This is a genomic window from Halomonas sp. (genome assembly GCF_033549285.1).
Taxonomy (GTDB): domain Bacteria; phylum Pseudomonadota; class Gammaproteobacteria; order Pseudomonadales; family Halomonadaceae; genus Halomonas.
The window spans coordinates 1-23,831 of the sequence record NZ_JAWSUJ010000063.1; the positions used below are offsets into that span (position 1 = coordinate 1).

Below are 23,831 nucleotides of genomic sequence, written 5' to 3' on the forward strand. Positions count from 1 at the left end.
GGACGCCTGGCCGCCGCCTGGCAGCGCGAGCTGGGCCCCCTGGCATCGCACATCCGCTACATCGATCTGCGATATCCCAACGGGGTCGCCGTGGCCTGGCATGGCCAGACCGAACCGGTGGAGGAAGAGTCGCCGGCGGAGAGCTGAAGGCGTCAGGAGACAATGCGGTTGTCCGGGCGGCATTTCGGGTGTTTCTTTCGCGACAAATTCGCCGTATCGTGTCGGGTGATTCGGCAATCGGGCTGGTGGAACAACTCAAGTTGTTCCTATAATTGGCCCAGGCCTACTTTTCAGGATTAATCTTCCCCTTCGGGGTCAGGTTCGAGGAGACTTCCCGACTCATGGTAGGTCCATCCAATGTGTCCAATATGGTAGTCGGGCTGGATATCGGAACATCCAAGGTCGTGGCGATCGTGGGGCAGCCCACCGACGATGGCGGGATCGAAATCGCCGGTATCGGCTCACATCCGTCACGTGGCATGAAGAAGGGCGTGGTGATCAACATCGAATCCACGGTGCAGTCCATCCAGCGCGCCGTGGAGGAAGCCGAACTGATGGCCGGCTGTGACATCCATTCGGTCTATGTGGGCATTGCCGGCAGCCACATCAGTTCGATGAATTCGGACGGCGTGGTGGCCATCAAGGAGCGCGAGGTCGCCTCCTCCGACATCGACCGTGTCATCGACTCGGCCCGGGCGCGGGCGATCTCGGAAGGCCAGCGCGTGCTGCATGTCCTTCCCCAGGAGTTCGCCATCGATACCCAGGGCGGTATCCGGGAGCCACTCGGCATGTCCGGCGTGCGCCTCGAGGCAAGGGTCCACCTGGTCACCGCCGCCCTCAATGCCGTCCAGAACATCGAGAAGTGCGTGCGCCGCTGTGGCCTCGAGGTGGACTCGATCATCCTCGAGCAGCTGGCCTCCAGCCATGCGGTCCTCACCGAGGACGAGCGCGAACTCGGGGTCTGCATGGTGGACATCGGGGGCGGAACCACCGACATCGCGGTGTTCACCGAGGGCGCCATCCGCCATACCTCGGTGATTCCCATCGCCGGCGACCAGGTCACCAACGACATCGCCATGGCGCTGCGCACGCCCACCCAGCATGCCGAGGAGATCAAGGTCAAGTACGCCTGCGCCCTGACCCAGCTGGCCTCCAGCGACGAGATGATCAAGGTGCCGAGCGTCGGCGACCGGCCGGCCCGGGACCTCTCCCGCCAGTCGCTGGCCGAGGTGGTGGAACCGCGCTACGAGGAGCTCTTCACCCTGGTGCGTGACGAGCTGCGTCGCAGCGGCTACGAGGACCTGGTGGCCGCCGGCGTGGTGCTCACCGGGGGCACCGCGCGCATGGAGGGAGTGGTCGAGCTGGCCGAGGAGATCTTCCACATGCCGGTGCGCATCGCCTGCCCGCAGAACGTGCGCGGGCTGGCCGACGTGGTCCGCAATCCGATTTATTCGACGGGTGTCGGTCTGCTGCATTACGCTCTACTGGAAACCCGTCAAGGGCATGGCCGTCAGGGGCCTGGAGGCATCATCCCGGCGCAACCGAGGCGTGACGACATCACCCGGCGTGACGCAGGGGAAGGGATTCCGGCGCTGGCAAGGATCAAGGGCTGGTTCAAAGGAAATTTCTGACAGGGCCGCGATCGCGGTCCAGGAGACGGGACTTATGTTCGAACTGGTAGATAGCGCACCCTCAAGCAGTGCGGTCATCAAGGTCATCGGGGTCGGTGGTGGCGGCGGCAATGCCGTCAACCACATGGTCGAGAGCAACATCGAGGGCGTCGAGTTCATCTGCGCCAATACCGATGCCCAGGCCCTCAAGCGGGTCGCCGCCAAGACGGTGCTCCAGCTCGGCAGCGAGATCACCAAGGGCCTCGGGGCCGGCGCCAACCCCGATGTGGGCCGCCAGGCTGCCATGGAGGACCGCGAGCGCATCGCGGAGCTGCTCGGTGGAGCCGACATGGTCTTCATCACCGCCGGCATGGGCGGCGGGACCGGAACCGGTGGCGCACCCGTCGTCGCCCAGGTGGCCAAGGAGCTGGGCATCCTGACCGTGGCGGTGGTGACCCGTCCCTTCCCCTTCGAGGGCCCCAAGCGCATGCGGGCCGCCGAGGAGGGCATGAAGGAGCTCTCCGAGCACGTCGACTCCCTGATCACCATCCCCAACGAGAAGCTGCTCTCGGTGCTGGGCAAGAGCGCGACGCTGCTCACCGCCTTCAGTGCCGCCAACGACGTGCTGCTCGGGGCCGTGCAGGGCATCGCCGAGCTGATCACCAGCCCGGGCATCATCAACGTCGACTTCGCCGACGTGCGCACCGTGATGTCCGAGATGGGCATGGCGATGATGGGTACCGGCGGGGCCACCGGCGAGAATCGTGCCCGCGAGGCCGCCGAGAAGGCCATCCGCAGCCCGCTGCTCGAGGACATCGACCTGCACGGTGCCCGCGGTATCCTGGTCAACATCACCGCCGGCCCGGACCTCTCCATCGGCGAGTTCAACGATGTGGGTGCCACCGTCCAGGAGTTCGCCTCCCAGGACGCCACCATCGTGGTCGGCACCTCCATCGACATGGACATGACCGACGAGCTGCGCGTCACCGTGGTGGCGGCCGGCCTCGAGGGCAACAAGGCCCAGAAGCCCGCCTCCCGCGAGACCGCGCGCCGTGCCGAGGCCAGCAGCTATCGCCAGCGTCCCCAGCCGGCGGTCAGCCGCGGCCAGGCCGCGGCGCCCAAGCCCGAGGCCCAGGAGGCGCCACGGCCGCAGCCGGAGAAGCGCAAGTCCCAGGAACTCGACGACTACCTGGACATTCCGGCCTTCCTGCGGCGGCAGGCCGATTGATCCGCGCTATCACGGGAATAGAGGGCGCCGGGTGAGCTTTCTTTGTTGAAACGTCCGTTCGGTGTTATAGTGAACGGTGTTTGATAACCAATGACTGCCTGGCGACCGACCATGATCAGACAACGAACCCTGAAGAATGTCATCCGCGCCACCGGCGTCGGCCTGCACTCCGGCAAGAAGGTCTACCTGACCCTTCGGCCGGCGCCGGTGGATACCGGCATCGTCTTCGTGCGCACCGACCTGGAGCCCGAGGTGCAGGTCCCGGCGCGCGCGGAGAACGTCACCGACACCACCCTATGCACCGCGCTCTCCGCGGGCGGGGCCAAGGTCGCCACCGTCGAGCACCTGATGTCGGCCTTCGCGGGGCTCGGCATCGACAATGCCTATGTCGACGTGAGCGCCCCCGAGGTGCCGATCATGGATGGCAGTGCGGGTCCCTTCGTGTTCCTGATCCAGTCGGCGGGCATCGCGGAGCAAGCCGCTCCCAAGAAGTTCATCCGTATCAAGCGCGAGATCGTGGTGCGCGAGGACGACAAGGAGGCGATCTTCCTGCCCCACCAGGGCTTCAAGGTCTCCTTCGCCATCGACTTCGACCATCCGGTCTTCGAGGATCAGTCCCAGACCGCCATGGTGGACTTCTCCACCACCTCCTTCGTCAAGGAGGTCTCCCGGGCCCGTACCTTCGGCTTCATGCGCGACCTGGAGTACCTGCGCGCGAACAACCTGGCGCTGGGCGGCAGCCTCGACAACGCCATCGTGGTCGACGACTACCGCATCGTGAACGAGGGCGGGTTGCGCTATGACGACGAGTTCGTCAAGCACAAGCTGCTCGATGCCATCGGCGACCTCTACCAGCTCGGCCATAGCCTGATCGGCGAGTTCCGCGGCGTGAAGTCCGGCCATGCCCTGAACAACCAGCTCTGCCGTGCCCTGCTGGCCCAGCCGGAGGCCTGGGAGCTCGTCACCTTCGAGGGCGAGTCCGAGAAGGCGCCGATCTCCTACTCCGCGCCGGCCATGGCCTGAACCGGACAGCGTCCTGAGCTACAAGCCGTAAGCTTGAAGCTGCAAGAAAAGCACCCCCGCCGATCTCTTCGACGGGGGTGTTATTTTCGGTGGGAGCCTCTCAGACTGATTTGGAGCTTGGAACTTACGGCTTACGGCTTGCGTTCGGCATGGGCCGCCAGCCGCTCCAGGGCGCGCTTGAGCCCCGGGTCGTCGACATCCTCGGCACAGCTGGAGATCTCGTCGGCGGCCTTTTCCGGCAGGTGGCGAACCTGGCGCAGGGGGGGGCGGGCGGGCCGCACCGGTCGGACCTTGAGGGTGAAGCCGGTCACCGACTCGAAGCCGGGCAGCTGGTGCAGCAGCTGGAGCAGGCGAGGCTGTTCATAGCGCAGCCGGGTCAGCCAGACGGCGCTATCGGTGATCAGGGCCAGGCGGCCCTGGTGATAGCCGCCGACGAACAGGTGCTCGCGCATCTCCTCGGGCAGGTGCTCACGCAGGTGGCGCTGGGCGCGCTCGATCAGGGTGGCCATGCGCATCAGCGACCCCAGTTCGCCGCGGCCCTCCAGCAGCCGGGACATGGGCTGTGCTCTGAACCGCTTAACCTTTATACTCATCAGCTTGATTCTCGGGGGCCATGCCCCTGACATTGCGCGTCGTCCGCCCAGCGGTGGCGGCCGTGAAACATCCAGAGCCTAGCACGCACGGGAGGCCGTCGACAGCATGCCAGCCGCCATCACCGACATCGGCGCCGGATCCCACGGGAGCCGGCGCAGGCGCCGCGCGACCCGCTGGTGGCTGGCCGGGTTGCTGGTGGGATGCCTGCTGCCGGCCAGCCTGGCCCAGGTCGAGTCCCTGCGCCCCGTCGAGCGTGCCGCCCAGGTCAGCATCCTGGTGCCGGCGCTGCTGCGCGTGCGCTCCCGCCTGCAGGCCCGCCGTCGAGCCCTGGTGCGCTGGGTCCGGCGAGCCGCCCGCTGGCCGAACGTGGCGGCGAGCGGAGGCAGCCGTACCGCCCCCGAGCCCCGTCACCCGGTTGCCGCGCATGATGTCCTGACGCGTCGTGGCCCTCCCGGCATGCGCTGACGAGACTGCCCGGAGAGGTCGCGGGCCCGCCGTCCGCGACGCGATGCCACACGCTGCAACTGGACCCTTCATGATCAACAACCTGTTACGCAAGGTCGTCGGCTCCAAGAACGACCGCGACGTCAAGCGCATGAGCCGCCAGGTGACGGACGTCACCGGCCTGGAGAACGAACTGGAGGGCCTCGACGAGGCGGCTCTCAAGGCCCGCACCGAGGCCTTCCGCGAGCGCCTGGAGAACGGCGAGTCCCTCGATGCGCTGCTGCCGGAGGCCTTCGCCACGGTGCGCGAGGCCAGCAAGCGCGTCATGGGCATGCGCCATTTCGACGTGCAGATGGTCGGCGGCATCACCCTGCACCGCGGGCGCATCGCCGAGATGAAGACCGGCGAGGGCAAAACGCTGGTGGCGACCCTGGCGGTCTACCTCAATGCCCTGCCGGGCAAGGGGGTGCACGTGGTCACCGTCAACGACTACCTGGCGCGCCGCGATGCCGAGTGGATGCGCCCCCTCTACGAGTTCCTCGGCCTCTCGGTGGGCGTGATCTTCGCCGGGCAGACGCCGGAGGAGAAGCGCCACGCCTACGCCTGCGACATCACCTACGGCACCAACAACGAGTTCGGCTTCGACTACCTGCGCGACAACATGGCCTTCTCGCTGGAGGAGAAGGTGCAGCGCGGCCTGCACTTCGCCATCGTCGACGAGGTCGACTCCATCCTGATCGACGAGGCGCGGACCCCGCTGATCATCTCCGGGGCGGTGGACGAGAACACCGAGCTCTACCGGGTCGTCGACCGCCTGGCGCTGAACCTCGCGGCCTGCAGCGACGAGGAGGACCCGGAGAGCGGCGACTTCATCCTCGACGAGAAGCAGAAGCAGGTGGAGGTCACCGAGGCCGGCCACCGCAAGGTCGAGGAGCTGATGCGTGGCGAGGGGCTGCTGGGCGAGGAGGACTCCCTCTACGCCGCCCAGAACCTCAACCTGCTGCAGCACATGCACTCGGCGTTGCGCGCTCGCCACCTCTACCACCGCGACGTGGACTACATCGTCAGCGATGGCCAGGTGGTGATCGTCGACGAGCACACCGGCCGCACCATGCCGGGGCGTCGCTGGTCCGAAGGCCTGCACCAGGCGGTGGAGGCGAAGGAGGGCGTGCCGGTGCAGCGCGAGAGCCAGACGCTCGCCTCGACCACCTTCCAGAACTACTTCCGCCTCTATGACAAGCTCTCGGGCATGACCGGCACCGCCGACACCGAGGCCTTCGAGTTTCGCCAGATCTACGGCCTCGACGTGGTGGTGATTCCCACCAACCGGCCGCTGATCCGCCAGGACCTCAACGACCTGGTCTACTTGAGCGCCGAGGAGAAGTTCGAGGCGATCATCGAGGACGTCAAGGCCCAGACCGAGGCCGGGCGCCCGGTGCTGGTGGGTACCGCCTCCATCGAGACCAGCGAGTACCTGGCCGACCTGATGAAGCGGGCCGGCATGCGCTTCAACGTGCTCAACGCCAAGCAGCACCAGAGCGAGGCCGAGATCATCGCCCAGGCCGGCCGTCCCGGGGCCGTCACCATCGCCACCAACATGGCCGGCCGCGGCACCGACATCGTGCTGGGCGGCAACTGGGAGGCCGAGGCGGCCAAGCTCGAGAACCCCTCCGAGGCCCAGGTCGAGCAGCTCAAGGCCGAGTGGCAGGCCCGCCACGAGGCGGTGCTCGAGGCCGGCGGCCTGCACGTGATCGGCTCCGAGCGCCATGAGTCCCGACGCATCGACAACCAGCTGCGGGGGCGCGCCGGCCGCCAGGGGGACCCCGGCTCGACGCGCTTCTTCCTCTCGCTGGAAGACAACCTGATGCGCCTGTTCGGCTCCGACCGGGTGCAGCGCATGATGAAGGCCCTGGGGCTGGAGCACGGCGAGGCGATCGAGCACAAGATGGTCTCCAATGCCGTGGAGCGCGCCCAGAAGAAGGTCGAGGGACGCAACTTCGATATCCGCAAGCAGCTGCTCGAGTATGACGACGTGGCCAACGACCAGCGTCGTGTCATCTACGAGCAGCGCAACCAGATCCTGGCCGCCGAGGACGTTTCCGACAGCGTGATGGGCATCCGCGAGGAGGTCCTGGACCTGGCCATCAGCGAGTTCGTGCCGCCCCAGAGCCTGCCCGAGCAGTGGGACCTGGCCGGCCTCCAGGACCACCTGAAGAGCGAGTTCAACCTCGACGCGCCGGTGGTCGAATGGGCCGAGCAGGACGAGCGCTTCCACGAGGAGCAGCTGCGCGAGCGGCTGCAGGCGATGCATCGCGAGGCTTACGAGACCAAGGTGGCCGAGGCCGGCGAGGAGTTGATGCGCCGTTTCGAGAAGCAGGTGATGCTGCAGGTGCTCGACACCCGCTGGAAGGAGCACCTTCAGTCCATGGACCACCTGCGCCGGGGGATCCACCTGCGCGGCTATGCCCAGAAGAACCCCAAGCAGGAGTACAAGCGCGAGGCCTTCGAGCTGTTCCAGAACCTGCTCACCAACATCAAGGCCGACGTGACCCGTATCCTCAGCCATGTCCAGGTGCGCCGCCCCGAGGAGGTGGAGGCCCTGGAGCGCCAGCGTCGCGAGGCGCTGGAGCGCGAGAAGGCCAGCGCGGCGAGCCGTCATGACGCACCGTCGATGGCAACGGACGACCAGGACGATGCCCCGGCCACACCGGCCCCGGGAGCCGACGGTCGCCCATTGCGCCGCGAGGGACCCAAGGTGGGACGTAACGACCCCTGCCCCTGCGGGTCGGGAAAGAAGTACAAGCAGTGCTGCGGCAAGCTGAGCTGAGGCGACGGGCCGGGGGCCGCCCCCGGCCAGCAGAGGAGACGAGACGATGGCAGTGGGCGAGACACGTTTTCCGGAGATGCCGGTGATCGAGGGGCTGCGGCTGGGCACCGCCATGGCCGGGATCAAGAAGCCCGACCGCCGAGACCTGGTGGTGATCGAGATCCCCGAGGGGGCCAGGATGTCCGGGGCCTTCACCCGCAATGCCTTCTGCGCGGCGCCGGTGACCGTGGCCCGTGAACACCTGGCCGCCTGCACGGCGCGCGGAGAAGGGGTGCGCTACCTGGTGATCAACACCGGCAATGCCAATGCCGGTACCGGCGAGGCGGGCCTCGAGGACGCCCGTGCCACCTGTGCCGAGCTGGCGCGGCTGGCCGGGGTGGACGAACGCAGCGTGCTGCCGTTCTCCACCGGGGTGATCGGCGAGCGACTGCCCATGGAGCGGCTGCTGGCGGGCCTGCCCGCGGCCCTGCAGGCACTCGACGACGGCCCCGCCGCCTGGCGCGAGGCCGGCGAGGGGATCCTGACCACCGATACCCGGGCCAAGGGCGCCAGTGTGACCCTGGCGCTGGGCAACGAGACGGTGACCATCAACGGCATCGCCAAGGGCTCGGGGATGATCCGACCCGACATGGCGACCATGCTGGCCTTCGTGGCCACCGATGCGGCGCTGGAGCCGGTGCTGCTCGACCGGCTGCTGCGCGAGGCGGTGGAGCGCTCCTTCAACTGCATCACCGTGGACAGCGATACCTCGACCAACGATGCCTGCATGCTGATCAGTACCGGGCGTGGCGCCGCCGTGGAGGACGAGGCGGACCTGGCCACCTTCCGCAACGGCCTGCAGCGGGTGATGACCGAGCTGGCCCAGGCGGTGATCCGCGATGGCGAGGGGGCGACCAAGTTCGTCACCCTGCAGGTCGACGAGGCGCGCACCCGGCGCGAGGCCCTGGACGTGGCCTTCACCGTGGCCCACTCGCCGCTGGTCAAGACCGCGCTCTACGCCTCCGATGCCAACTGGGGGCGGATCCTGGCCGCGGTGGGCCGCGCCCCCGTCGAGGAGTTCGACGTGGATCGGGTCACCATCGACCTTGGCGAGGTGCGCCTGGTCGAGCGTGGCGGGCGTGCCCCGGGATACACCGAGGAGGCCGGCAGCGCGGTGATGGCCCGCGAGGAGATCGTCATCCGCATCGCCCTGGGCCGCGGCGAGCAGAGCGCCACGGTGTGGACCTCGGACCTGTCCCACGACTACGTGACCATCAATGCCGACTATCGCAGCTGACTGGCGGGGACGGTCGGCAGCCATACAGCAACCCCGCGCGGCGGCAAGGCCGCGTGGACCAGCGGGTAGGAGTCAATGAACGCAATGGTGAAGAGAAGGGTGCATGTGGCGGCGGCCGCCATCATCAGCGCCGACGGCAATGAGGTGCTCCTCGCCCGTCGCCCCTCCAACGTCGATCACGGCGGGCTTTGGGAGTTTCCCGGCGGCAAGCTGGCACCCTACGAGACCGGGCTCGAGGCGCTGAAGCGCGAGCTCCACGAGGAGCTCGGCGTCGAGATCCGGCGGGCACAGCCGCTGATCCGCATCCACCACGAATACTCCGACAAGCACATCCTGCTGGATGTGTGGCAGGTGCACGACTTCGCCGGCGAGCCGTTCGGCCGCGAGGGGCAGGCGGTGCGCTGGGTGCCCATGACCGACCTGGTGAACTACCCCTTCCCGGCGGCCAACATTCCGATCCTGCGGGCGGTCATGCTGCCCACCGAGTACCTGATCACCGGGGAAGAGGCCGACGAGGCGCGCTTCATGGAGCGACTGGCCCGTGCCCTCGACGAGGATGGGGTGCGCCTGGTGCAGCTGCGCGCCAAGTCGCTGGGTGAGGCCGACTATCTGAAGCGCGCCGAGCAGGCCCTGGCGCTGTGTCGCGAGCGGGGCGCCCGCCTGGTGCTCAATGGCGAGCCATCGCTGCTGGAGGCGGTGGCCGCGGACGGCATCCACCTGACCAGTGACCGGCTGATGAGCCTGGAGCGGCGTCCGTTGCCCGAAGGCAAGTGGCTCTCCGCGTCCACCCACGATCGGCGGCAGCTGGATCAGGCACGCCGCATCGGCTGCGACTTCGTGACCCTCTCGCCGCTGCGCACCACGCCTTCCCACCCGGAGGTGGCGCCGATCGGCTGGCACGACTTCCAGCAGCTGGTGGAGCACGCCGGCATGCCGGTCTTCGCCCTGGGCGGCATGACGCGCTTCGATGCCCACCATGCCCGCGCCGTGGGGGCGCAGGGCATCGCCTCGATCCGCGATTTCTGGAAATAGCCACCAGCGCCGAGCTACAAGCGCCGAGCTACAAGCAGACCCCGAGGCCGTTGCCTCGGGGTTTGCTTTCTTATGGCAGCACCCCACACTTTTGGCGGCTTGGCGGCTTGGCGGCTTGGCGGCTTGGCGGCTTGGCGGCTTGGCGGCTTGGCAGGCCTGGCGGCTTGGCAAGCCTGGCGGCCTCAGTCCCGGTAGCGCCGCGTCAGGTCGCCGTAGGCGTCGATGCGGCGGTCCCGGAGGTAGGGCCAGATGCGCCGCACCTCCTCGCTGCGCGTCATGTCCAGCGTCACCAGCATCCGTTCCGCCTCCTGGCCGGCATGGGCGAGCAGCTCGCCCTGCGGGCCGCAGATGAAGCTGCCGCCCCAGAAGTCGATGCCCGGCGTGGCACCGGACGGGTCCGGCTCATGGCCGACCCGGTTGGCGACGATCACCGGCAGGCCATTGGCCACGCCATGGCTGCGCTGGATCAGGGTCCAGGCCTCCTTCTGGCGCCGCTTCTCGGGCGTGTCGTCGGGCGGATGCCAGCCGATGGCGGTGGGGTAGAGCAGCAGTTCCGCGCCGGCCAGGGCCATCAGCCGCGCCGCTTCCGGGTACCACTGGTCCCAGCACACCAGCACGCCCAGGCGTCCCAGTGAGGTGTCGATCGGCTGGAAGCCTTGGCCGCGGCCGTCGTCCTGGTCGCCGGGGGTGAAGTAGAACTTCTCGTAGAAACCCGGATCGTCGGGGATGTGCATCTTGCGGTAGTGACCCACGCGGCCGCGGTCACGGTCGTAGACCACCGCGGTATTGTGGTAGAGGCCAGGCGCGCGGCGTTCGAACAGCGACCCCACCAGCACGATGTCGAGTTCCTTCGCCAGGGTCGCCAGCCGCGTGCCGGTCGGCCCGTCGAGGGACTCGGCCAGGTCGAAGACCTCGGTCTCCTCGGTCTGGCAGAAGTAGTGGGTGGCATGCAGCTCCTGGAGCATCACCAGCTGGGCGCCGGCAGTGGCCAGCTCGCGGATGCCGGCCTCGCTCTCGGCGAGACTCCTGGCCTTGTCGGGCCAGGCGGGCTGCTGGACCAGGCCCACTTTCAGGGTGCGGGACATGGGGCTCTCCTTGTGAGTCAGGGCCGGGGCGTGTCGGCCAGGCTGCCCAGGGGCAGCTGCATGGTCAGGCAGTGCAGGCTGCCGTGCTGGCGGATCACGCTCAGGCAGTCGATGGGGATGATGTCGCGGCCCGGAAAGGCCTCGCCCAGGGCGGCCAGTGCCCGGCTGTCGGCCGCGTCGCCATAGGCCGGGACCAGCACGGCGCCGTTGATGATCAGGAAGTTGGCGTAGGTCGCCGGCAGTCGGTGACCGTCCACCGGGTCCTGGCAGGGGCGCGGCCAGGGCAGGGGGACCAGCCGGTAGGGCTCGCCGTCGGCGCGCCGCAGGGCGCGCAGCTCGGCCTCCATGGCGGCCAGTGCCGGGTAGTGGGGGTCAGCCGGGTCGTCGCACCTGACGTAGGCCAGGGTGGCCGGGTCGCAGAACCGCACCAGGGTGTCCACATGGCTGTCGGTATCGTCGCCCTCCAGATGGCCACTGGCCAGCCACAGTACCCGCGAGACGCCGAGCTCCGCCTTCAGGCGCGCCTCGAGGGCCGTCCTGTCGAGGCCGGGATTGCGGTTAGGATTGAGCAGGCAGGCCTCGGTGGTCAGCAGGGTGCCCTCGCCATCGGTCTCGATGGCGCCGCCCTCGAGCACCAGGTCACGGGCTTCCACCGGGCAGGCGAAGGTGCCGACGTCCGCCAGTCGACGCGTCAGGGTATTGTCGCGGCTGGCCTCGAACTTGCCGCCCCAGCCGGTGAAGACGTAGTCGAGCAGCAGCGGCTCGCCGTCGCGTGCCACGCCGAGGGGACCATGATCGCGGGCCCAGGTGTCATCGGCGGGCGCGACCACCAGCCTCAAACGGGTGGGCTCGACGCCCAGGCAGGCGAAGCGATGGGCCAGGTGGCTGCGGGTCGCGGCATCCGGCACGGCGACGAGCACGGCCTGGTAGCGTGCGATGGCGACCACCATGGCCTCCATCGTCGCCTCGATGCGTTCGAGCAGCGGGGCCCAGTCGCTGTCGGGACTGGGCCAGGTGAGTTGCACGGCATCCTGGGGATGCCATTCGGGGAGCAGGCGATGGGCCATGGGCGGGTCTCGTGCAGGTCGTCTCGGGGCGTGCCGGCGCAATGTAGGCCGCCGCCGGCAATGATGCAATGATCGCGCAAACGGGGCGCGCCGGCGATGCAGCAGATGCCAAAAAACCGTACCATGGGCGCCCGCCGACAAGGAATGTTCCCATGTTCGACCGTCTACCCTTCCTGATCGGGCTGCGCTACGTGCGCGCCAAGCGTCGCAACCACTTCATCTCCTTCATCTCGCTGACCTCCATGCTTGGCCTCATGCTGGGTGTCGCGGTGCTCATCCTGGTGTTGTCGGTGATGAACGGCTTCGACCACGAGCTACGCACCCGGGTGCTGGGCATGGTGCCCCACACCAAGATCGAGGCGCCGGGCGGGCTCACCGACTGGCAGCCGCTGGCCGAGCGCCTCATGGCGCGCGAGCGAGTGGTCGGCGCGGCGCCCTATGTCGAGCAGCAGGGCATGTTCTCGGTGGGCGGCCGCAACGAGGGGGCGATGGTCAACGGCATCGAGCCCGAGTGGGAGGGCCGGGTCTCGATCATCGACGAGAACATGCGCCAAGGCAGCCTGGATGACCTCACCCCCGGCGAGTGGAACATCGTGCTCGGCTCGATCCTGGCGCGCCGCCTGGGCGTCGGCGTGGGCGACCGGGTGACGCTGCTGGTGCCCGAGGCCTCGATCACCCCGGCCGGCGTCTTCCCGCGGCTCAAGCGCTTCACCGTGAGCGGCATCTTCAGCGTCGGCGCGGACCTGGATGCCTCCCTGGCCTATGCCCACATCGATGACATGCAGACCCTGGCGCGGCTGGGCGACGCCGTCGGCGGCCTGCGCCTCGAGCTGGATGACCTCTTCGCCGCGGGCAGCGAGACCCGGGCGATCATCGACGAACTGGGGGCCGGCTACCGGGGGCTCGACTGGACCTACTCCCATGGCAACCTCTTCCAGGCCATCCAGATGGAGAAGCGCATGATCGCGCTGCTGCTGACGGTGATCATCGCCGTGGCGGCCTTCAACATCGTCTCCACCCTGGTGATGGTGGTCACCGACAAGCGGGCCGACATCGCCATCCTGCGCACCATCGGCGCCACGCCACGCTCGATCATGGGGATCTTCATCGTCCAGGGGCTGGCGATCGGCGTGATCGGCATCCTGGTGGGCGTGACCCTGGGCGTGCTGCTGGCCTGGACCGTGTCGGACCTCATCGGCTGGGTGGAGAGCACCTTCGGCATCCATTTCCTCGATGCCGGGGTCTACTTCATCAGCAACCTGCCGTCACGCCTGATCTGGAGCGATGTGGGCAACATCGTGTCGGCGGCCTTCGTGCTGACCTTCCTCTCCACCCTGTACCCGGCCTGGCGCGCCGCCCGGGTGCAGCCTGCCGAGGTGCTGCGCTATGAGTGAGACGGCCATGACCCCACGACAGGAAGCGGGCTCCCGGGCGGGGCAGGTGATGCTCGAATGCCGTGACCTGACCCGGGTCTATCGCGAGGGACCGCGGGACCTCACCGTGCTGGATGGCCTGGCGATGCGGGTGCTGGCCGGCGAGCGGGTGGCCGTGGTGGGCAGTTCCGGCTCCGGTAAGACGACGCTGCTCAACCTGCTGGGCGGGCTGGACCGCCCGAGTCGCGGCGAGGTGCGCATCGCCGGCGAGTCGTTGCTGGCGCTGGGTGACGCCGACCTGGGGCGCTTCCGCAACCGCCACATCGGCTTCGTCTACCAGTTCCACCACCTGCTGGCGGAGTTCACCGCCCTGGAGAATGCGGCCCTGCCGCTGATCGTGCGCGGCCAGCGCAAGCGGGTGGCCGAGGAGCGCGCCCGCCAGCTGCTGGCGCGGGTCGGCATGGCCGAGCGGGCCGACCACAAGCCGGGCGAGCTGTCGGGCGGTGAGCGCCAGCGGGTGGCCATCGCCCGGGCACTGGTCACCGACCCCAGCCTGGTGCTGATGGACGAGCCCACCGGCAACCTGGACCAGACCACGGCGGCGAGCATCCTGGCGCTGATGGATGAGCTGGCAAGCAGCGCGGCCTGTGCCTTCGTGATCGTCACCCACGACCCGGCACTCGCTGCCCACCAGGATCGCGTCCTTCGCCTCGACGGCGGACGCCTGGTCGAGCAGGCGGCGAGCGACTGAGACGGCGCGGCCCTTGAGGGTCGAGCGCTACCATGATGGCGGCCGCCGCCATGGCGGCCTCACTCCTCCCGGACGGCCGGCCGCTGACGCCGGCGTCGACGTGCCCGGGCCTTCCAGCTGCGCGAGACCTGCCAGCGCCACACCAGCCGGATCGTAAGGTTCGCCAGGGCGGCAATCGCCACGGCCGCGACCAGCGACCCCAGGGCCAGCGTCGGCAGGATCTCCACCAGCTGTTCGGCGATCCACCGGGTGGAGATCCGTTCCGGCGCCTGGCGCACCGGCATGTCCAGCAGCCAGGCCCCCAGGCGGTAGTTGCCGTAGAAGATCAGCGGCATCGTCAGGGGGTTGGTGATCCACACCAGGCCAATGGAGAGCGGCAGGTTGCAGCGCACCAGCCAGGCCCCGGCGGCGGCCACCAGCATCTGGAAGGGAATCGGCAGCAGGGCGCTGAACAGCCCCACGGAAAAGGCATTGGCCACGCTGCGTCGCGTCAGCACCCACAGCGAGGGATTGCCGATCAGGTGGCTGACGAAGCGCAGGGAGCGTCGGCGCCTGAGGGCATCGGGGTGGGGCAGGTAGCGCTGCAGCAGTCGGCGCGGCATGGACGATGGGCTCGCGGCTTCAAAACCCGAGCTATTATCCATACAAGTCGCGTGCCTCGCCATGACGCCCCCTTAAACGTGACGCCGCTTCCGGGGCGAGCGGGCCGCCTTGCTTGCCGTTCAGGGACGATGCCATGCAGCTGGGCCTGGCCATTCCCCTGGCACTCGCCGTGCTGGCCGGCGTGCTGGGGAGCCATCTCGCCGTGCCGGGAGCCATCGAGGCCCTGGCCATCGGCCTGCTGGTCGTCCTGGCCGGGCGGCGTGTGCGTCTCGCGATGGGGCTGGGGGTGGCGGCCCTGGTGGCGGCCGAGCTGCTGATGGTGCGCGGTGGCGAGCTCCCTCCGGGGCTGACCCGCCAGGACCTGCGGCTGGAGGGGCGGCTGGTCTCGGTGGTCAGGGACGAGCGGCTGGCGCGGCTGACGCTGGAGATCACCGCGTGCCGCCCCCTGGCAGAGACCTTGCCCGATTGCCGCGGCCTCGGGCGGGTCAGGCTCTCCTTCTTCGACGCCCCGGCCATGGTGGCCGGCGAGCGCTGGCGGCTCACGGCCCGCCTGCGTCCGCCGTCGGGCTTCGCCAACCCCGGCGCCTTCGACTATCGCGGCTGGCTGTGGCGGGAGGGCATCCAGGCCAGCGGCTATGTGCGCCGCGAGCCACCCCCTCGGCGCCTGGCCGCCGCTCCCTTCTCGCTGCGCCGCCTGGCACTGGCCCACCTCGACGAGCAGGCGCTGGCACCGCGACACCGGCGCTGGCTGGCGGCCCTGACCCTGGGGGCGAGCGAGCGGCTCGAGACGCGCGACTGGGACCTGCTCAATGCCACCGGCACCACCCACCTGATGGTGATCTCCGGTCTGCACGTGGGGCTGGTGGCCGCCTTCGCCCTGTGGCTGGCAAGGGGGCTGGCCCGGCTGGTCACCCCCGGGGCATGGCGCCTGGCGGTCTGGCCCTGGTGGCTGGCGGGGGCCGCGGCGGTGGGGTATGCCGCCCTGGCCGGGCTGGAGCCCCCTGCGCTGCGCGCCATGATCATGGCCCTGGTGGGGCTGTGGGTGGCCAGCGGTCGCCATGCGCCCGGCCCCTGGCAGGCCTGGTGGCTGGCCCTGGCGCTGGTGCTGCTGGCCGATCCCCTGTCGGCCTGGCGCCCCGGCCTCTGGCTGTCGTTTGCCGCCGTGGCGCTGCTGATCCTCGTCTGGCAGGGCAGGGCGCGCCCGCGGGGCGTGAGCGGCTGGCTCCAAGCCCTGGTCCGCTCGCAGCTGCTGCTGGCACCGCTGATGGCCGCGGCGGTGCTGCTGGCCTTCGACCGCCTGGCCCCGGCGGCCCCGCTGGTCAACCTGGTCGCCGTCCCCCTGGTCAGCAGCTTGCTGGTGCCCCTTGGGCTGCTCGGCTGGCTGACGGCCTGGCTGCCGCCGCTCTCGGCGCTGTGCTGGACCCTCTTCGGCCTGCTGGCCGACGCCCTGGCCTCGCTGCTGGGCCTCGCCGCCACCTGGCTGCCCCTCTGGCTGCCGTCCCCGTCGCGGGTCGTCCCGCTGGGGCTGGCCCTGGGGCTTGCCGCCCTGCTGTGGGCGCTGCCCGGCCTGGCGGCGCGCCTGCGGCTGGTGGGCACGGCCTTGCTGCTGGGGGTGCCGCTCGGCCTCTCCTCCTCGTCCCCGGTGCCCGCCGAGGGGCTGCTGCGGGTCCGGGTCCATGACGTGGGCCAGGGGCAGCTGGTCGAGCTGCGCACCGCCGGCTATCGCGCGCTCTATGACACCGGGCCGCGCTTCGGTTCCGGCTTCATGCCGCTCGGCTCGCTGTGGCCGCCGGGCCAGCGATTCGATGACGTCCTGATCAGCCATGCCGACCAGGACCATGCCGGCGGCCTGCCGGCGTTGCGCGAGCAGCACCGGGTGACGCGCTTCCTGGCTCCGCCCGGCACGGCCCTCGACGTGCCGACCGAGCCCTGCATGGCGGGACGCGAGTGGCGACGCGACGGCGTGGCCTTCCGCATCCTCTGGCCACCGGCCGAACCCGAGGGATTGTCGTCCAATGACCGCTCCTGCGTGCTGCTGGCGAGCGTCGGCGGGCAGCACCTGTTGATCACCGGCGATGTGGGGCGCGATGCCGAGCGACGCTTCCTCGCCGAGCTTCCCCCGGGGGTGGCCCTGCTGGTGGCGGGGCACCACGGCAGCGCCACCAGCTCCGGCACCTCGATGGTGCGGCACCTGGCACCTCGCCATGTGGTCTTCAGCGTGGCGCGCGACAATCCCTTCGGCCATCCGGCGGGCCGCGTCGTGCGCCGCTTCCGTGACGTCGGCAGCTGCCTGTGGAGCACCGCCCTGGACGGTGCCGTGACCCTGTGGCTCGGCGAGAGCACCCGCCAGGCAATCCGCACCGAGCGCCCTGCCGCCTGGCGGCAGGGCGGTGTCGGTGGGGGCTGCCTTGCGTTAGAATCGCCTCACTGACTCCCGGCCTCCGGGCCGGTCATCTGCAGGGGGAAACCGCATGGACATGATGGACGCCCTGATTGCCGGCGGCTGGCTGATGGTGCCGCTGCTGGGCTGCTCGCTGGCGGCCACCGTGATCATCATCGAGCGCCTGTGGACCCTGAGGGCGCGCCGCATCGCGCCCTACGGGCTGGGGCAGGAGGTCTGCCGGCTGGTGGCGCGTGGGCAGGTCAACCTCTACTGGCTGGAAGGGCACTCCCCGCTGGGCGGCGTGCTCGCGGCCGGGCTGCGCAATGCCCGGCTCGGCCACGAGCAGGTGCGTGCGCGGCTCCAGGAGGCGGCCACCGCCGTGATCCATGACATGGAGCGCTTCCTGAGCCCCCTGGGTACCATCGCCGCCATCACGCCATTGATCGGCCTGCTGGGTACCGTGGTGGGCATGATCGAGGTCTTCGCGGTGATCGTCACCGGTGACGGGGCCAGCCGGACCGCCGACCTGGCCGGCGGCATCTCCCGTGCCCTGGTCACCACCGCGGCAGGCCTCACCGTGGCGATCCCGTCGCTGATGTTCCACCGCTACTTCCAGCGCCGGGTCGAGGACATCACGGTGCGCATGGAGGAGCAGGCCGGCCAGGTGGTCGAGTACCTCGCCCACTACCCGGGCGACCTGGTACTCGCCGAGCGGCACGGTGACGAGTCCCGGCCGGGGGCGCGCGGCGACGAGCATCTCGAGGCCGATGGGCGCATCGCGCCCAGGGTGAAGCAGCCGTGAGGTTTCCCCGGCGGCGACGCGACCCGGTGGAGGTCAACCTGACCCCGCTGATCGACGTGGTCTTCCTGCTGCTGATCTTCTTCATGGTCTCGACCACCTTCGAGACCCGCCAGGCACTGGAGCTGGAGCTTCCCGAGAGCGAGAGCGGCCAGGAGATGGAGACATCGCCGGTGACCCTGGTGGTCACCGCCGCGGGCGAGTACCGGCTGGGCGAGCGGGTCCATACCGCCGGGACCCTGGGCGAGGCCCTGGCCGCGGAGGCCGAGCAGGCCCGTGAATTCGGCCTGGTGGTGGAGGCCGACGGGCGTGCCGCCCACGCCGACGTGGTGCGCGTCCTGGACCGTGCCGCCGGCCTGGAGATCCGCCACGTACGCATCGCCACCGCGGCGGCATCAACCCCTCAAGCGGAGACACCGTGATCGAACATTCCGGCTGGACCCTCTACAAGCGCCTGCTGGGCTACGTGAAGCCCTACTGGCGGGCCTTCGCCCTGGCGATCCTCGGCTATGCCATCTATGCCGCCTCGAGCACCGCCCTCGCCGAGATGATGAAGCGGCTCATCGACGGCATCCAGAACCCCGATGCCGCCTTCCGGCTCTTCCTGCCGCTGTTCGTGGTGGGGATGTTCGCGACCCGCGGGGCCGGCACCTTCCTCGGCACCTACTTCATGAGCAGCGTGGCCCGCAACCTGGTGCATGCCCTGCGCTGCGACGTCTTCAACCACATGCTGCACCTGCCGGGTCGCTTCTTCGATGGCCACTCCACGGGACACCTGATCTCGCGGGTCACCTACCACGTCGAGCAGGTCACCGGGGCCGCCACCAAGGCGGTCACCATCCTGCTGCGCGAGGGGCTCTTCGTGATCGGCCTGGTGAGCTACCTGCTGTGGACCAACTGGATGCTGACCCTGCTGTTCCTGGCCGTGACGCCGCTGATCGGCGGCGTGGTCAGCTATGCCAGCAAGCGCTTCCGGCGCATCTCGCGGCGTATCCAGCGCTCCATGGGCGACGTCACCCACGTGGCCTCCGAGGCGCTCTCCGGCTACCGGGTGGTGCGGACCCATGGCGCCGAGGCCTACGAGAAGGCGCGCTTCGCCGAGGCCAGCGAGGTCAACCGCCGCCAGAGCATGAAGGAGGCGCTGACCAAGGCCACCAGCACGCCGGTGATCCAGTTGCTGGTGGCGCTCTCGCTGGCGCTGCTGGTGTGGCTGGCGATGTCGCCGACCCTGCTGGACGCCATGACCCCCGGCGAGTTCGTGGCCTTCGTCACCGCCGCCGCGCTGATGGCCAAGCCGGTGCGCCAGCTCACCGAGATCAACAGCGAGATCCAGAAGGGCATCGCCGCTGCCGGGGAGCTCTTCGGCCTGCTCGAGGAGCCCCCGGAGCGTGACGAGGGCACCCGTGATCCCGGTCGCCTCGCCGGCCGGGTTCGCCTCGAGGGCGTGCGCTTCGCCTACGGCGAGGACCAGCCCGAAGTGCTCAAGGGCATCGACCTGGAGGTGGCGCCCGGCGAGATGGTCGCCATCGTCGGCCGCTCCGGCAGCGGCAAGTCGACCCTGGTGGGCCTCTTGCCGCGCTTCTATCGCCCGACGGCGGGGCGCATCCTGATCGATGCGGTGCCCCTGGAGGAGTTCCGCCTGCAGCCGCTGCGCCGCCAGATCGCCCTGGTCTCCCAGCAGGTCACCCTGTTCAATGCCAGCATCGCCGACAACATCGCCTATGGCATCGACGATCCCGATCGGGCGGCGATCGAGGCCGCGGCCCGGGCCGCCCACGCCCACGAGTTCATCGAGCGCATGCCGGGGGGCTATGATGCCTTGGTCGGCGAGAACGGCGTGATGCTTTCCGGCGGCCAGCGCCAGCGCCTGGCCATCGCCCGGGCGATCTTCAAGGATGCACCGCTGCTGGTGCTCGACGAGGCGACCTCGGCGCTGGATACCGAGTCGGAACGCCATATCCAGGCCGCCCTGGAGGAGGTCTGCCGGGGGCGCACCACCTTCGTCATCGCCCACCGCCTCTCGACCATCGAGCGCGCCGACCGCATCCTGGTGCTCGAGCAGGGCGAGGTCGTCGAGCAGGGCAGCCACGCCGAGCTGCTCGCCCGGGACGGGGCCTATGCGGCCCTGCATCGGCTGCAGTTCCAGGAGCCGGCCTGAGCCATGGCGGGCCGCATCGGCGAGCGCTGGCTGGCGGCCGCCTATCGGGGCGATGCCTGGCTGGTGGCCCTGCGCCCGCTGGAGGCCCTCTATCGCCTGGCCGTGCGTCGCCGCGCCGCGGCCTTCGCCTCGGGCAGGCGAGGCATCTGGCAGGCGCCGGTGCCGGTGATCGTGGTCGGCAACATCACCCTGGGCGGGACCGGCAAGTCGCCGCTGGTGGCCTGGCTGGTGCGCTTTCTCGCCGAGCGGGGCTGGTCGCCCGGCATCCTCTCGCGGGGCTATGGCGGTCGCAGCGAGCGCTATCCGCTGCTGCTGGACGCCGACACGCCGGTTGCGGCCTGCGGCGACGAGCCCCGCATGCTGGCGGACCAGACGGGGTTGCCGGTGGTGGTCGACCCGGACCGTGCCCGCGGCGCGAGGCGACTGCTGGCGGCGGGGTGCGATATCCTGATCGGCGATGATGGCCTTCAGCACCTGGCGCTGGGGCGTGACCTGGAGCTCGTGGTCGTGGATGGCCGGCGTGGCTTCGGCAACGGGCGCTGCCTGCCGGCGGGGCCGCTGCGCGAACCGCTGACGCGACTCGAGGGGGTGGATGCCGTGGTGATCAACGGCGAGCCAGCCTTCGACCCGCCACCCGGGGCCCATGGCATGGCGCTGGTGCCCTCCGCCTGGCGCCGCCTCGGCGACGGGGCGCGAGTGCCGCCCACGCCGCCACCCTTCACCGGGCCGGCGCATGCGCTGGCCGGGATCGGCCATCCGGCGCGCTTCTTCGCCACCCTGGAGGCGCTGGGTGTGGAGCCGATCCCCCACGCCTTCGCCGACCACCATCGCTTCACGGCGGCCGACCTGGCTTTTGCCGACGGTCGGCCGGTGGTGATGACGGCCAAGGACGCGGTCAAGTGTCGCGAGCTGGCGCCCGTCGACAGCTGGGTCCTCGAGGTGGAGGCCCGGCCCGACACCGCCTTCATCGACTGGCTGCAGGCGCGGCTGGTGTCACTTTCAACCCAGGCGGCACGGCGAGCATCCCGGGCCGCCACCTGAAACCCATCCTAGGGGGAATCATGGACAAGGAACTGCTGGCGATGCTGATCTGCCCGCTGTGCAAGGGCAAGCTGAAGTACAACCGCGAGGCCGCCGAGCTGGCGTGTCGCTACGATGGCCTCGCCTACCCGATTCGCGACGGCATCCCGGTGATGCTGCCCGAGGAGGCCCGGGCGATGGACGTCGACGAGAAGCTGCACGACTCTCCCGGTCGCACCGGCGATTCCTGAGGAGGTCCCATGCAGGAGTTCATCGCCGTCATCCCGGCGCGCTTCGCCTCCTCGCGGCTGCCCGGCAAGCCGCTCGCCGAGATCGCCGGCGAGCCCATGGTGGCCCACGTCTGGCGACGGGCACGGGAGAGCGCTGCCACTCGGGTGGTGGTCGCCACCGATGACCGGCGCGTCGTTGATGCGCTGGCCCCCTGTGGCGCCGAGGTGTTGCTGACCGGCGCCGACCATCCCTCGGGAACCGACCGCCTGGCCGAGGTGGCCGAGCGGCTGGGGCTGGCCGATGATGCCGTGCTGGTCAATGTCCAGGGCGACGAGCCGCTGATCCCGCCGCTGCTCATCGACCAGGTGGCGGCGCGGCTCTTCGACGACCCCGACGCCTCCATCGCTACCCTGGCCGAGCCGATCACCGACGTCGAGACGCTCTTCAACCCCAATGCGGTCAAGGTGGTGCGCGCGCTCTCCGGTCGCGCCCTCTACTTCTCGCGGGCCCCCATCCCCTGGGACAGGGACGCCTTCGCACGTCGGCCCGAGCTGCTGGAGACCGATGCCTGGCTGCGCCACATCGGCCTCTATGCCTACCGGGCGGGCTTTCTCGCCGAGTACCGCGACTGGTCCCCCTCGCCGCTGGAGTGCCTGGAGCAGCTCGAGCAGCTGCGTGCCCTGCACCATGGCCATGCCATCCAGGTGGCGCTGGCCCGGGTCCCGCATCCCGCGGGCGTGGATACCGAGGAGGACCTGGCACGGGTCCGCGAGCTGATGCAGCAACCGGGAGGTCACTGATGCGCGTGCTCTTCGTCTGTCTCGGCAATATCTGCCGCTCGCCCACCGCGGAGGGCGTATTCCGTCGCCTGCTCGAGTCACGCGGGCTGTCCCGCCGGGTGGAGGTGGATTCCTGCGGCATCGGTCCCTGGCACGTGGGCAAGGCGCCGGACCCCCGGGCCCAGGAGGCCGCCACCCGCCGGGGGGTTGACCTCTCTGGCCTGCGCGCCCGGCAGCTCGCCGCCGACGACTTCGAGCGCTTCGACCTGCTGCTGGCCATGGACCATGACAACCTCGCGGCCATCGAGGCGCAACGGCCGCCCCACAGCCGGGTGCCGGCACGGCTGTTCCTCGAGTATGCCGGCCACCCTGACCGCGCCGTGCCCGACCCCTACTTCGGCGGTGACCGGGGCTTCGACGAGGTGCTGGACCTGATCGAGGCGGCCTCCCGGGGCCTGCTCGAGGAGGTCAAGGCACAACTGGAGCCGAGGCCTTGAGCCTGGCGCTGTGCGCCCACCACGACCTCTCCCGGGACAATACCCTGGGCCTGCCGTGCCGGGCACAGCGCTTCACCGCGCCGGCCGGGCTCGACGAGTTGCGCGAGGCGCTGGGCCTGGCCCGGCACGAGGGCTGGCCGCTGACCCTGCTGGGGGGCGGCAGCAACCTGATCCTGCCGGCATGGCTCCCGGGCCTGGTGGTCCATCCCGCCATGCAGTCGTGGTGGCTGGAGGAGCGGGGGAGGGAGGTCCTCGTCCATGCCGAGGCCGCGGTGGTATGGCATGAGCTGGTCATGGCGCTGGCCGCCAGGGGGCTCTGGGGCGTCGAGAACCTGGCACTCATCCCCGGGCAGTGCGGGGCCGCGCCGATCCAGAACATCGGCGCCTACGGCGTGGAACTGAGCGATGTCATCGAGGCGGTGCACCTGGTCCATCTCGACGATGGCCGCGAGGCGGTACTCTCGCCGGCGGCGTGTGCCTTCGGCTATCGCGACAGCGTCTTCAAGGGTGCCCTTGAGGGGCAAGTGGTGATCACCCGGCTGGTGCTTCGCCTGTCGCGCACGCCACGACCCCGGCTCGGCTACGGTGACCTGGCCGCCCGGGTGGGCGCCTCGCCGACTGCGCTGGAGGTGGCCGAGGCGGTCTGCGCGATCCGCCGCGAGAAGCTGCCCGACCCTGCCGTGCTGGGCAATGCCGGAAGCTTCTTCAAGAATCCCGTGGTGGCGGCCGACCTGGCGGGGAGGCTCGCGGAGGCCCATCCGACGATGCCGCACTTCCCCCAGCCCGATGGCCGGGTCAAGCTGGCGGCCGGTTGGCTGATCGACCAGTGCGGCCTCAAGGGCTGGCGACAGGGGCACTTCGGTGTGCACGAGCGCCAGGCGCTGGTGCTGGTGCACTTCGGCGGTGGCAGTGCGGTGGAGCTGCTCGACTTCGCCGGACGGGTGGCCGATGCCGTGCGCGAGCGATTCGGCGTGACCCTGGAGCGAGAGCCTCGCCTGGCCATGCCGGCCTGACCCACAAGCCCGCGTCTTCCCGGCCCCGACACGACAGC

22 protein-coding genes and 1 pseudogene are annotated in these 23,831 nt (G+C 69.8%); 19 read left to right on the forward strand and 4 right to left on the reverse strand.

The genetic code is table 11. The features are described from left to right. The 4 genes and pseudogenes from SCI24_RS13995 to lpxC all read left to right on the forward strand — a co-directional run. Nucleotides 1-147 (forward strand): annotated as a pseudogene (locus SCI24_RS13995) (cell division protein FtsQ); the annotation flags it as partial. 194 nt (nucleotides 148-341) lie between these two features. Continuing rightward, on the forward strand, nucleotides 342-1,631 hold the full coding sequence (ftsA, locus tag SCI24_RS14000) for a cell division protein FtsA (RefSeq protein WP_318725959.1): 1,290 nt from the start codon (nucleotides 342-344) through the stop codon (nucleotides 1,629-1,631). 34 nt (nucleotides 1,632-1,665) lie between these two features. Beyond that, nucleotides 1,666-2,838, forward strand: coding sequence for a cell division protein FtsZ (gene ftsZ / locus SCI24_RS14005; protein WP_318725960.1), 1,173 nt, complete (start codon nucleotides 1,666-1,668; stop codon nucleotides 2,836-2,838). 111 nt (nucleotides 2,839-2,949) lie between these two features. After that, nucleotides 2,950-3,861 carry a UDP-3-O-acyl-N-acetylglucosamine deacetylase gene (gene lpxC / locus SCI24_RS14010; RefSeq protein WP_318725961.1) on the forward strand — a complete coding sequence of 304 codons (912 nt, stop codon included), beginning with the start codon at nucleotides 2,950-2,952 and terminating at the stop codon, nucleotides 3,859-3,861. Between the two features lie 131 nt (nucleotides 3,862-3,992). On the opposite strand, the gene SCI24_RS14015 is transcribed toward lpxC, so the two are convergent. Further along, nucleotides 3,993-4,418 carry a DUF721 domain-containing protein gene (locus SCI24_RS14015; RefSeq protein ID WP_318725962.1) on the reverse strand — a complete coding sequence of 142 codons (426 nt, stop codon included), beginning with the start codon at nucleotides 4,416-4,418 and terminating at the stop codon, nucleotides 3,993-3,995. Nucleotides 4,419-4,560: 142 nt separating this feature from the next. Between SCI24_RS14015 and SCI24_RS14020 the strand changes: the two genes are divergently transcribed. The 4 genes from SCI24_RS14020 to SCI24_RS14035 all read left to right on the forward strand — a co-directional run bounded on the left by SCI24_RS14020 (nucleotide 4,561) and on the right by SCI24_RS14035 (nucleotide 10,034). Beyond that, nucleotides 4,561-4,920 carry a hypothetical protein gene (locus tag SCI24_RS14020; protein WP_318725963.1) on the forward strand — a complete coding sequence of 120 codons (360 nt, stop codon included), beginning with the start codon at nucleotides 4,561-4,563 and terminating at the stop codon, nucleotides 4,918-4,920. Nucleotides 4,921-4,990: 70 nt separating this feature from the next. Beyond that, complete coding sequence (gene secA / locus SCI24_RS14025; protein ID WP_318725964.1) at nucleotides 4,991-7,726, forward strand: preprotein translocase subunit SecA; 2,736 nt, start codon at nucleotides 4,991-4,993, stop codon at nucleotides 7,724-7,726. Between the two features lie 46 nt (nucleotides 7,727-7,772). Further along, a complete protein-coding gene (argJ, locus tag SCI24_RS14030) occupies nucleotides 7,773-9,002 on the forward strand; it encodes a bifunctional glutamate N-acetyltransferase/amino-acid acetyltransferase ArgJ (protein ID WP_318725965.1) in 1,230 nt (409 codons plus the stop codon). 84 nt (nucleotides 9,003-9,086) lie between these two features. Beyond that, a complete protein-coding gene (locus SCI24_RS14035; RefSeq protein WP_318725966.1) occupies nucleotides 9,087-10,034 on the forward strand; it encodes a Nudix family hydrolase in 948 nt (315 codons plus the stop codon). A gap of 182 nt (nucleotides 10,035-10,216) precedes the next feature. Here SCI24_RS14035 and SCI24_RS14040 read toward each other — a convergent pair whose 3' ends face one another. Then, a complete protein-coding gene (locus SCI24_RS14040; protein ID WP_318725967.1) occupies nucleotides 10,217-11,119 on the reverse strand; it encodes a carbon-nitrogen hydrolase in 903 nt (300 codons plus the stop codon). A 17-nt stretch (nucleotides 11,120-11,136) separates the two neighbouring features. Then, the gene (locus tag SCI24_RS14045; protein WP_318725968.1) at nucleotides 11,137-12,186 is read right to left on the reverse strand and encodes an agmatine deiminase family protein; all 1,050 of its coding nucleotides are present in this window, start codon (nucleotides 12,184-12,186) and stop codon (nucleotides 11,137-11,139) included. A 152-nt stretch (nucleotides 12,187-12,338) separates the two neighbouring features. Between SCI24_RS14045 and SCI24_RS14050 the strand changes: the two genes are divergently transcribed. Together SCI24_RS14050 and SCI24_RS14055 are read left to right on the forward strand one after the other, a co-directional pair. Then, nucleotides 12,339-13,580: a lipoprotein-releasing ABC transporter permease subunit gene (locus tag SCI24_RS14050; protein ID WP_318725969.1), complete on the forward strand. Its 1,242-nt coding sequence runs from the start codon at nucleotides 12,339-12,341 to the stop codon at nucleotides 13,578-13,580. A 7-nt stretch (nucleotides 13,581-13,587) separates the two neighbouring features. Beyond that, on the forward strand, nucleotides 13,588-14,310 hold the full coding sequence (locus SCI24_RS14055; RefSeq protein WP_318725970.1) for an ABC transporter ATP-binding protein: 723 nt from the start codon (nucleotides 13,588-13,590) through the stop codon (nucleotides 14,308-14,310). Nucleotides 14,311-14,369: 59 nt separating this feature from the next. On the opposite strand, the gene SCI24_RS14060 is transcribed toward SCI24_RS14055, so the two are convergent. Further along, nucleotides 14,370-14,912, reverse strand: coding sequence for a DUF2062 domain-containing protein (locus SCI24_RS14060; protein WP_318725971.1), 543 nt, complete (start codon nucleotides 14,910-14,912; stop codon nucleotides 14,370-14,372). Nucleotides 14,913-15,046: 134 nt separating this feature from the next. Between SCI24_RS14060 and SCI24_RS14065 the strand changes: the two genes are divergently transcribed. The 9 genes from SCI24_RS14065 to murB are packed head-to-tail and all read left to right on the forward strand — an operon-like array spanning nucleotide 15,047 to nucleotide 23,793. Continuing rightward, on the forward strand, nucleotides 15,047-17,344 hold the full coding sequence (locus SCI24_RS14065; protein WP_318725972.1) for a DNA internalization-related competence protein ComEC/Rec2: 2,298 nt from the start codon (nucleotides 15,047-15,049) through the stop codon (nucleotides 17,342-17,344). A gap of 40 nt (nucleotides 17,345-17,384) precedes the next feature. Beyond that, nucleotides 17,385-18,098, forward strand: a complete 714-nt coding sequence (locus SCI24_RS14070) for a MotA/TolQ/ExbB proton channel family protein (protein ID WP_318725973.1) — start codon at nucleotides 17,385-17,387, stop codon at nucleotides 18,096-18,098. Then, complete coding sequence (locus SCI24_RS14075) at nucleotides 18,095-18,517, forward strand: biopolymer transporter ExbD (RefSeq protein ID WP_318725974.1); 423 nt, start codon at nucleotides 18,095-18,097, stop codon at nucleotides 18,515-18,517. The genes SCI24_RS14070 and SCI24_RS14075 overlap by 4 nt, the downstream gene beginning before the upstream one ends. Then, nucleotides 18,517-20,253: a lipid A export permease/ATP-binding protein MsbA gene (gene msbA, locus SCI24_RS14080; RefSeq protein ID WP_318725980.1), complete on the forward strand. Its 1,737-nt coding sequence runs from the start codon at nucleotides 18,517-18,519 to the stop codon at nucleotides 20,251-20,253. Before SCI24_RS14075 ends, msbA begins: the two co-directional genes overlap by 1 nt. A 3-nt stretch (nucleotides 20,254-20,256) precedes the next feature. Continuing rightward, the gene (gene lpxK, locus SCI24_RS14085) at nucleotides 20,257-21,294 is read left to right on the forward strand and encodes a tetraacyldisaccharide 4'-kinase (protein ID WP_318725975.1); all 1,038 of its coding nucleotides are present in this window, start codon (nucleotides 20,257-20,259) and stop codon (nucleotides 21,292-21,294) included. Nucleotides 21,295-21,314: 20 nt separating this feature from the next. Further along, complete coding sequence (locus tag SCI24_RS14090; RefSeq protein WP_318725976.1) at nucleotides 21,315-21,524, forward strand: Trm112 family protein; 210 nt, start codon at nucleotides 21,315-21,317, stop codon at nucleotides 21,522-21,524. A 9-nt stretch (nucleotides 21,525-21,533) separates the two neighbouring features. Beyond that, on the forward strand, nucleotides 21,534-22,304 hold the full coding sequence (gene kdsB / locus SCI24_RS14095; protein ID WP_318725977.1) for a 3-deoxy-manno-octulosonate cytidylyltransferase: 771 nt from the start codon (nucleotides 21,534-21,536) through the stop codon (nucleotides 22,302-22,304). After that, nucleotides 22,304-22,780, forward strand: coding sequence for a low molecular weight protein-tyrosine-phosphatase (locus tag SCI24_RS14100; RefSeq protein ID WP_318725978.1), 477 nt, complete (start codon nucleotides 22,304-22,306; stop codon nucleotides 22,778-22,780). The genes kdsB and SCI24_RS14100 overlap by 1 nt, the downstream gene beginning before the upstream one ends. Next, on the forward strand, nucleotides 22,777-23,793 hold the full coding sequence (gene murB, locus SCI24_RS14105) for a UDP-N-acetylmuramate dehydrogenase (protein ID WP_318725979.1): 1,017 nt from the start codon (nucleotides 22,777-22,779) through the stop codon (nucleotides 23,791-23,793). The genes SCI24_RS14100 and murB overlap by 4 nt, the downstream gene beginning before the upstream one ends. Nucleotides 23,794-23,831: the final 38 nt, after the last annotated feature.

Excerpts from the sequence above, each read along its gene's own strand:
- SCI24_RS14100 (WP_318725978.1), top strand. The coding sequence starts at position 22,304 with ATGCGCGTGCTCTTCGTCTGTCTCGGCAATATCTGCCGCTCGCCCACC.
- SCI24_RS14020 (WP_318725963.1), top strand. The coding sequence starts at position 4,561 with ATGCCAGCCGCCATCACCGACATCGGCGCCGGATCCCACGGGAGCCGG.
- SCI24_RS14065 (WP_318725972.1), top strand. The coding sequence starts at position 15,047 with ATGCAGCTGGGCCTGGCCATTCCCCTGGCACTCGCCGTGCTGGCCGGC.
- ftsZ (WP_318725960.1), top strand. The coding sequence starts at position 1,666 with ATGTTCGAACTGGTAGATAGCGCACCCTCAAGCAGTGCGGTCATCAAG.
- SCI24_RS14055 (WP_318725970.1), top strand. The coding sequence starts at position 13,588 with ATGACCCCACGACAGGAAGCGGGCTCCCGGGCGGGGCAGGTGATGCTC.
- lpxK (WP_318725975.1), top strand. The coding sequence starts at position 20,257 with ATGGCGGGCCGCATCGGCGAGCGCTGGCTGGCGGCCGCCTATCGGGGC.
- kdsB (WP_318725977.1), top strand. The coding sequence starts at position 21,534 with ATGCAGGAGTTCATCGCCGTCATCCCGGCGCGCTTCGCCTCCTCGCGG.
- SCI24_RS14060 (WP_318725971.1), bottom strand. The coding sequence starts at position 14,912 with ATGCCGCGCCGACTGCTGCAGCGCTACCTGCCCCACCCCGATGCCCTC.
- lpxC (WP_318725961.1), top strand. The coding sequence starts at position 2,950 with ATGATCAGACAACGAACCCTGAAGAATGTCATCCGCGCCACCGGCGTC.
- argJ (WP_318725965.1), top strand. The coding sequence starts at position 7,773 with ATGGCAGTGGGCGAGACACGTTTTCCGGAGATGCCGGTGATCGAGGGG.
- SCI24_RS14070 (WP_318725973.1), top strand. The coding sequence starts at position 17,385 with ATGGACATGATGGACGCCCTGATTGCCGGCGGCTGGCTGATGGTGCCG.
- SCI24_RS14045 (WP_318725968.1), bottom strand. The coding sequence starts at position 12,186 with ATGGCCCATCGCCTGCTCCCCGAATGGCATCCCCAGGATGCCGTGCAA.
- SCI24_RS14040 (WP_318725967.1), bottom strand. The coding sequence starts at position 11,119 with ATGTCCCGCACCCTGAAAGTGGGCCTGGTCCAGCAGCCCGCCTGGCCC.
- SCI24_RS14035 (WP_318725966.1), top strand. The coding sequence starts at position 9,087 with ATGGTGAAGAGAAGGGTGCATGTGGCGGCGGCCGCCATCATCAGCGCC.
- secA (WP_318725964.1), top strand. The coding sequence starts at position 4,991 with ATGATCAACAACCTGTTACGCAAGGTCGTCGGCTCCAAGAACGACCGC.
- SCI24_RS14015 (WP_318725962.1), bottom strand. The coding sequence starts at position 4,418 with ATGTCCCGGCTGCTGGAGGGCCGCGGCGAACTGGGGTCGCTGATGCGC.
- SCI24_RS14050 (WP_318725969.1), top strand. The coding sequence starts at position 12,339 with ATGTTCGACCGTCTACCCTTCCTGATCGGGCTGCGCTACGTGCGCGCC.
- ftsA (WP_318725959.1), top strand. The coding sequence starts at position 342 with ATGGTAGGTCCATCCAATGTGTCCAATATGGTAGTCGGGCTGGATATC.
- SCI24_RS14090 (WP_318725976.1), top strand. The coding sequence starts at position 21,315 with ATGGACAAGGAACTGCTGGCGATGCTGATCTGCCCGCTGTGCAAGGGC.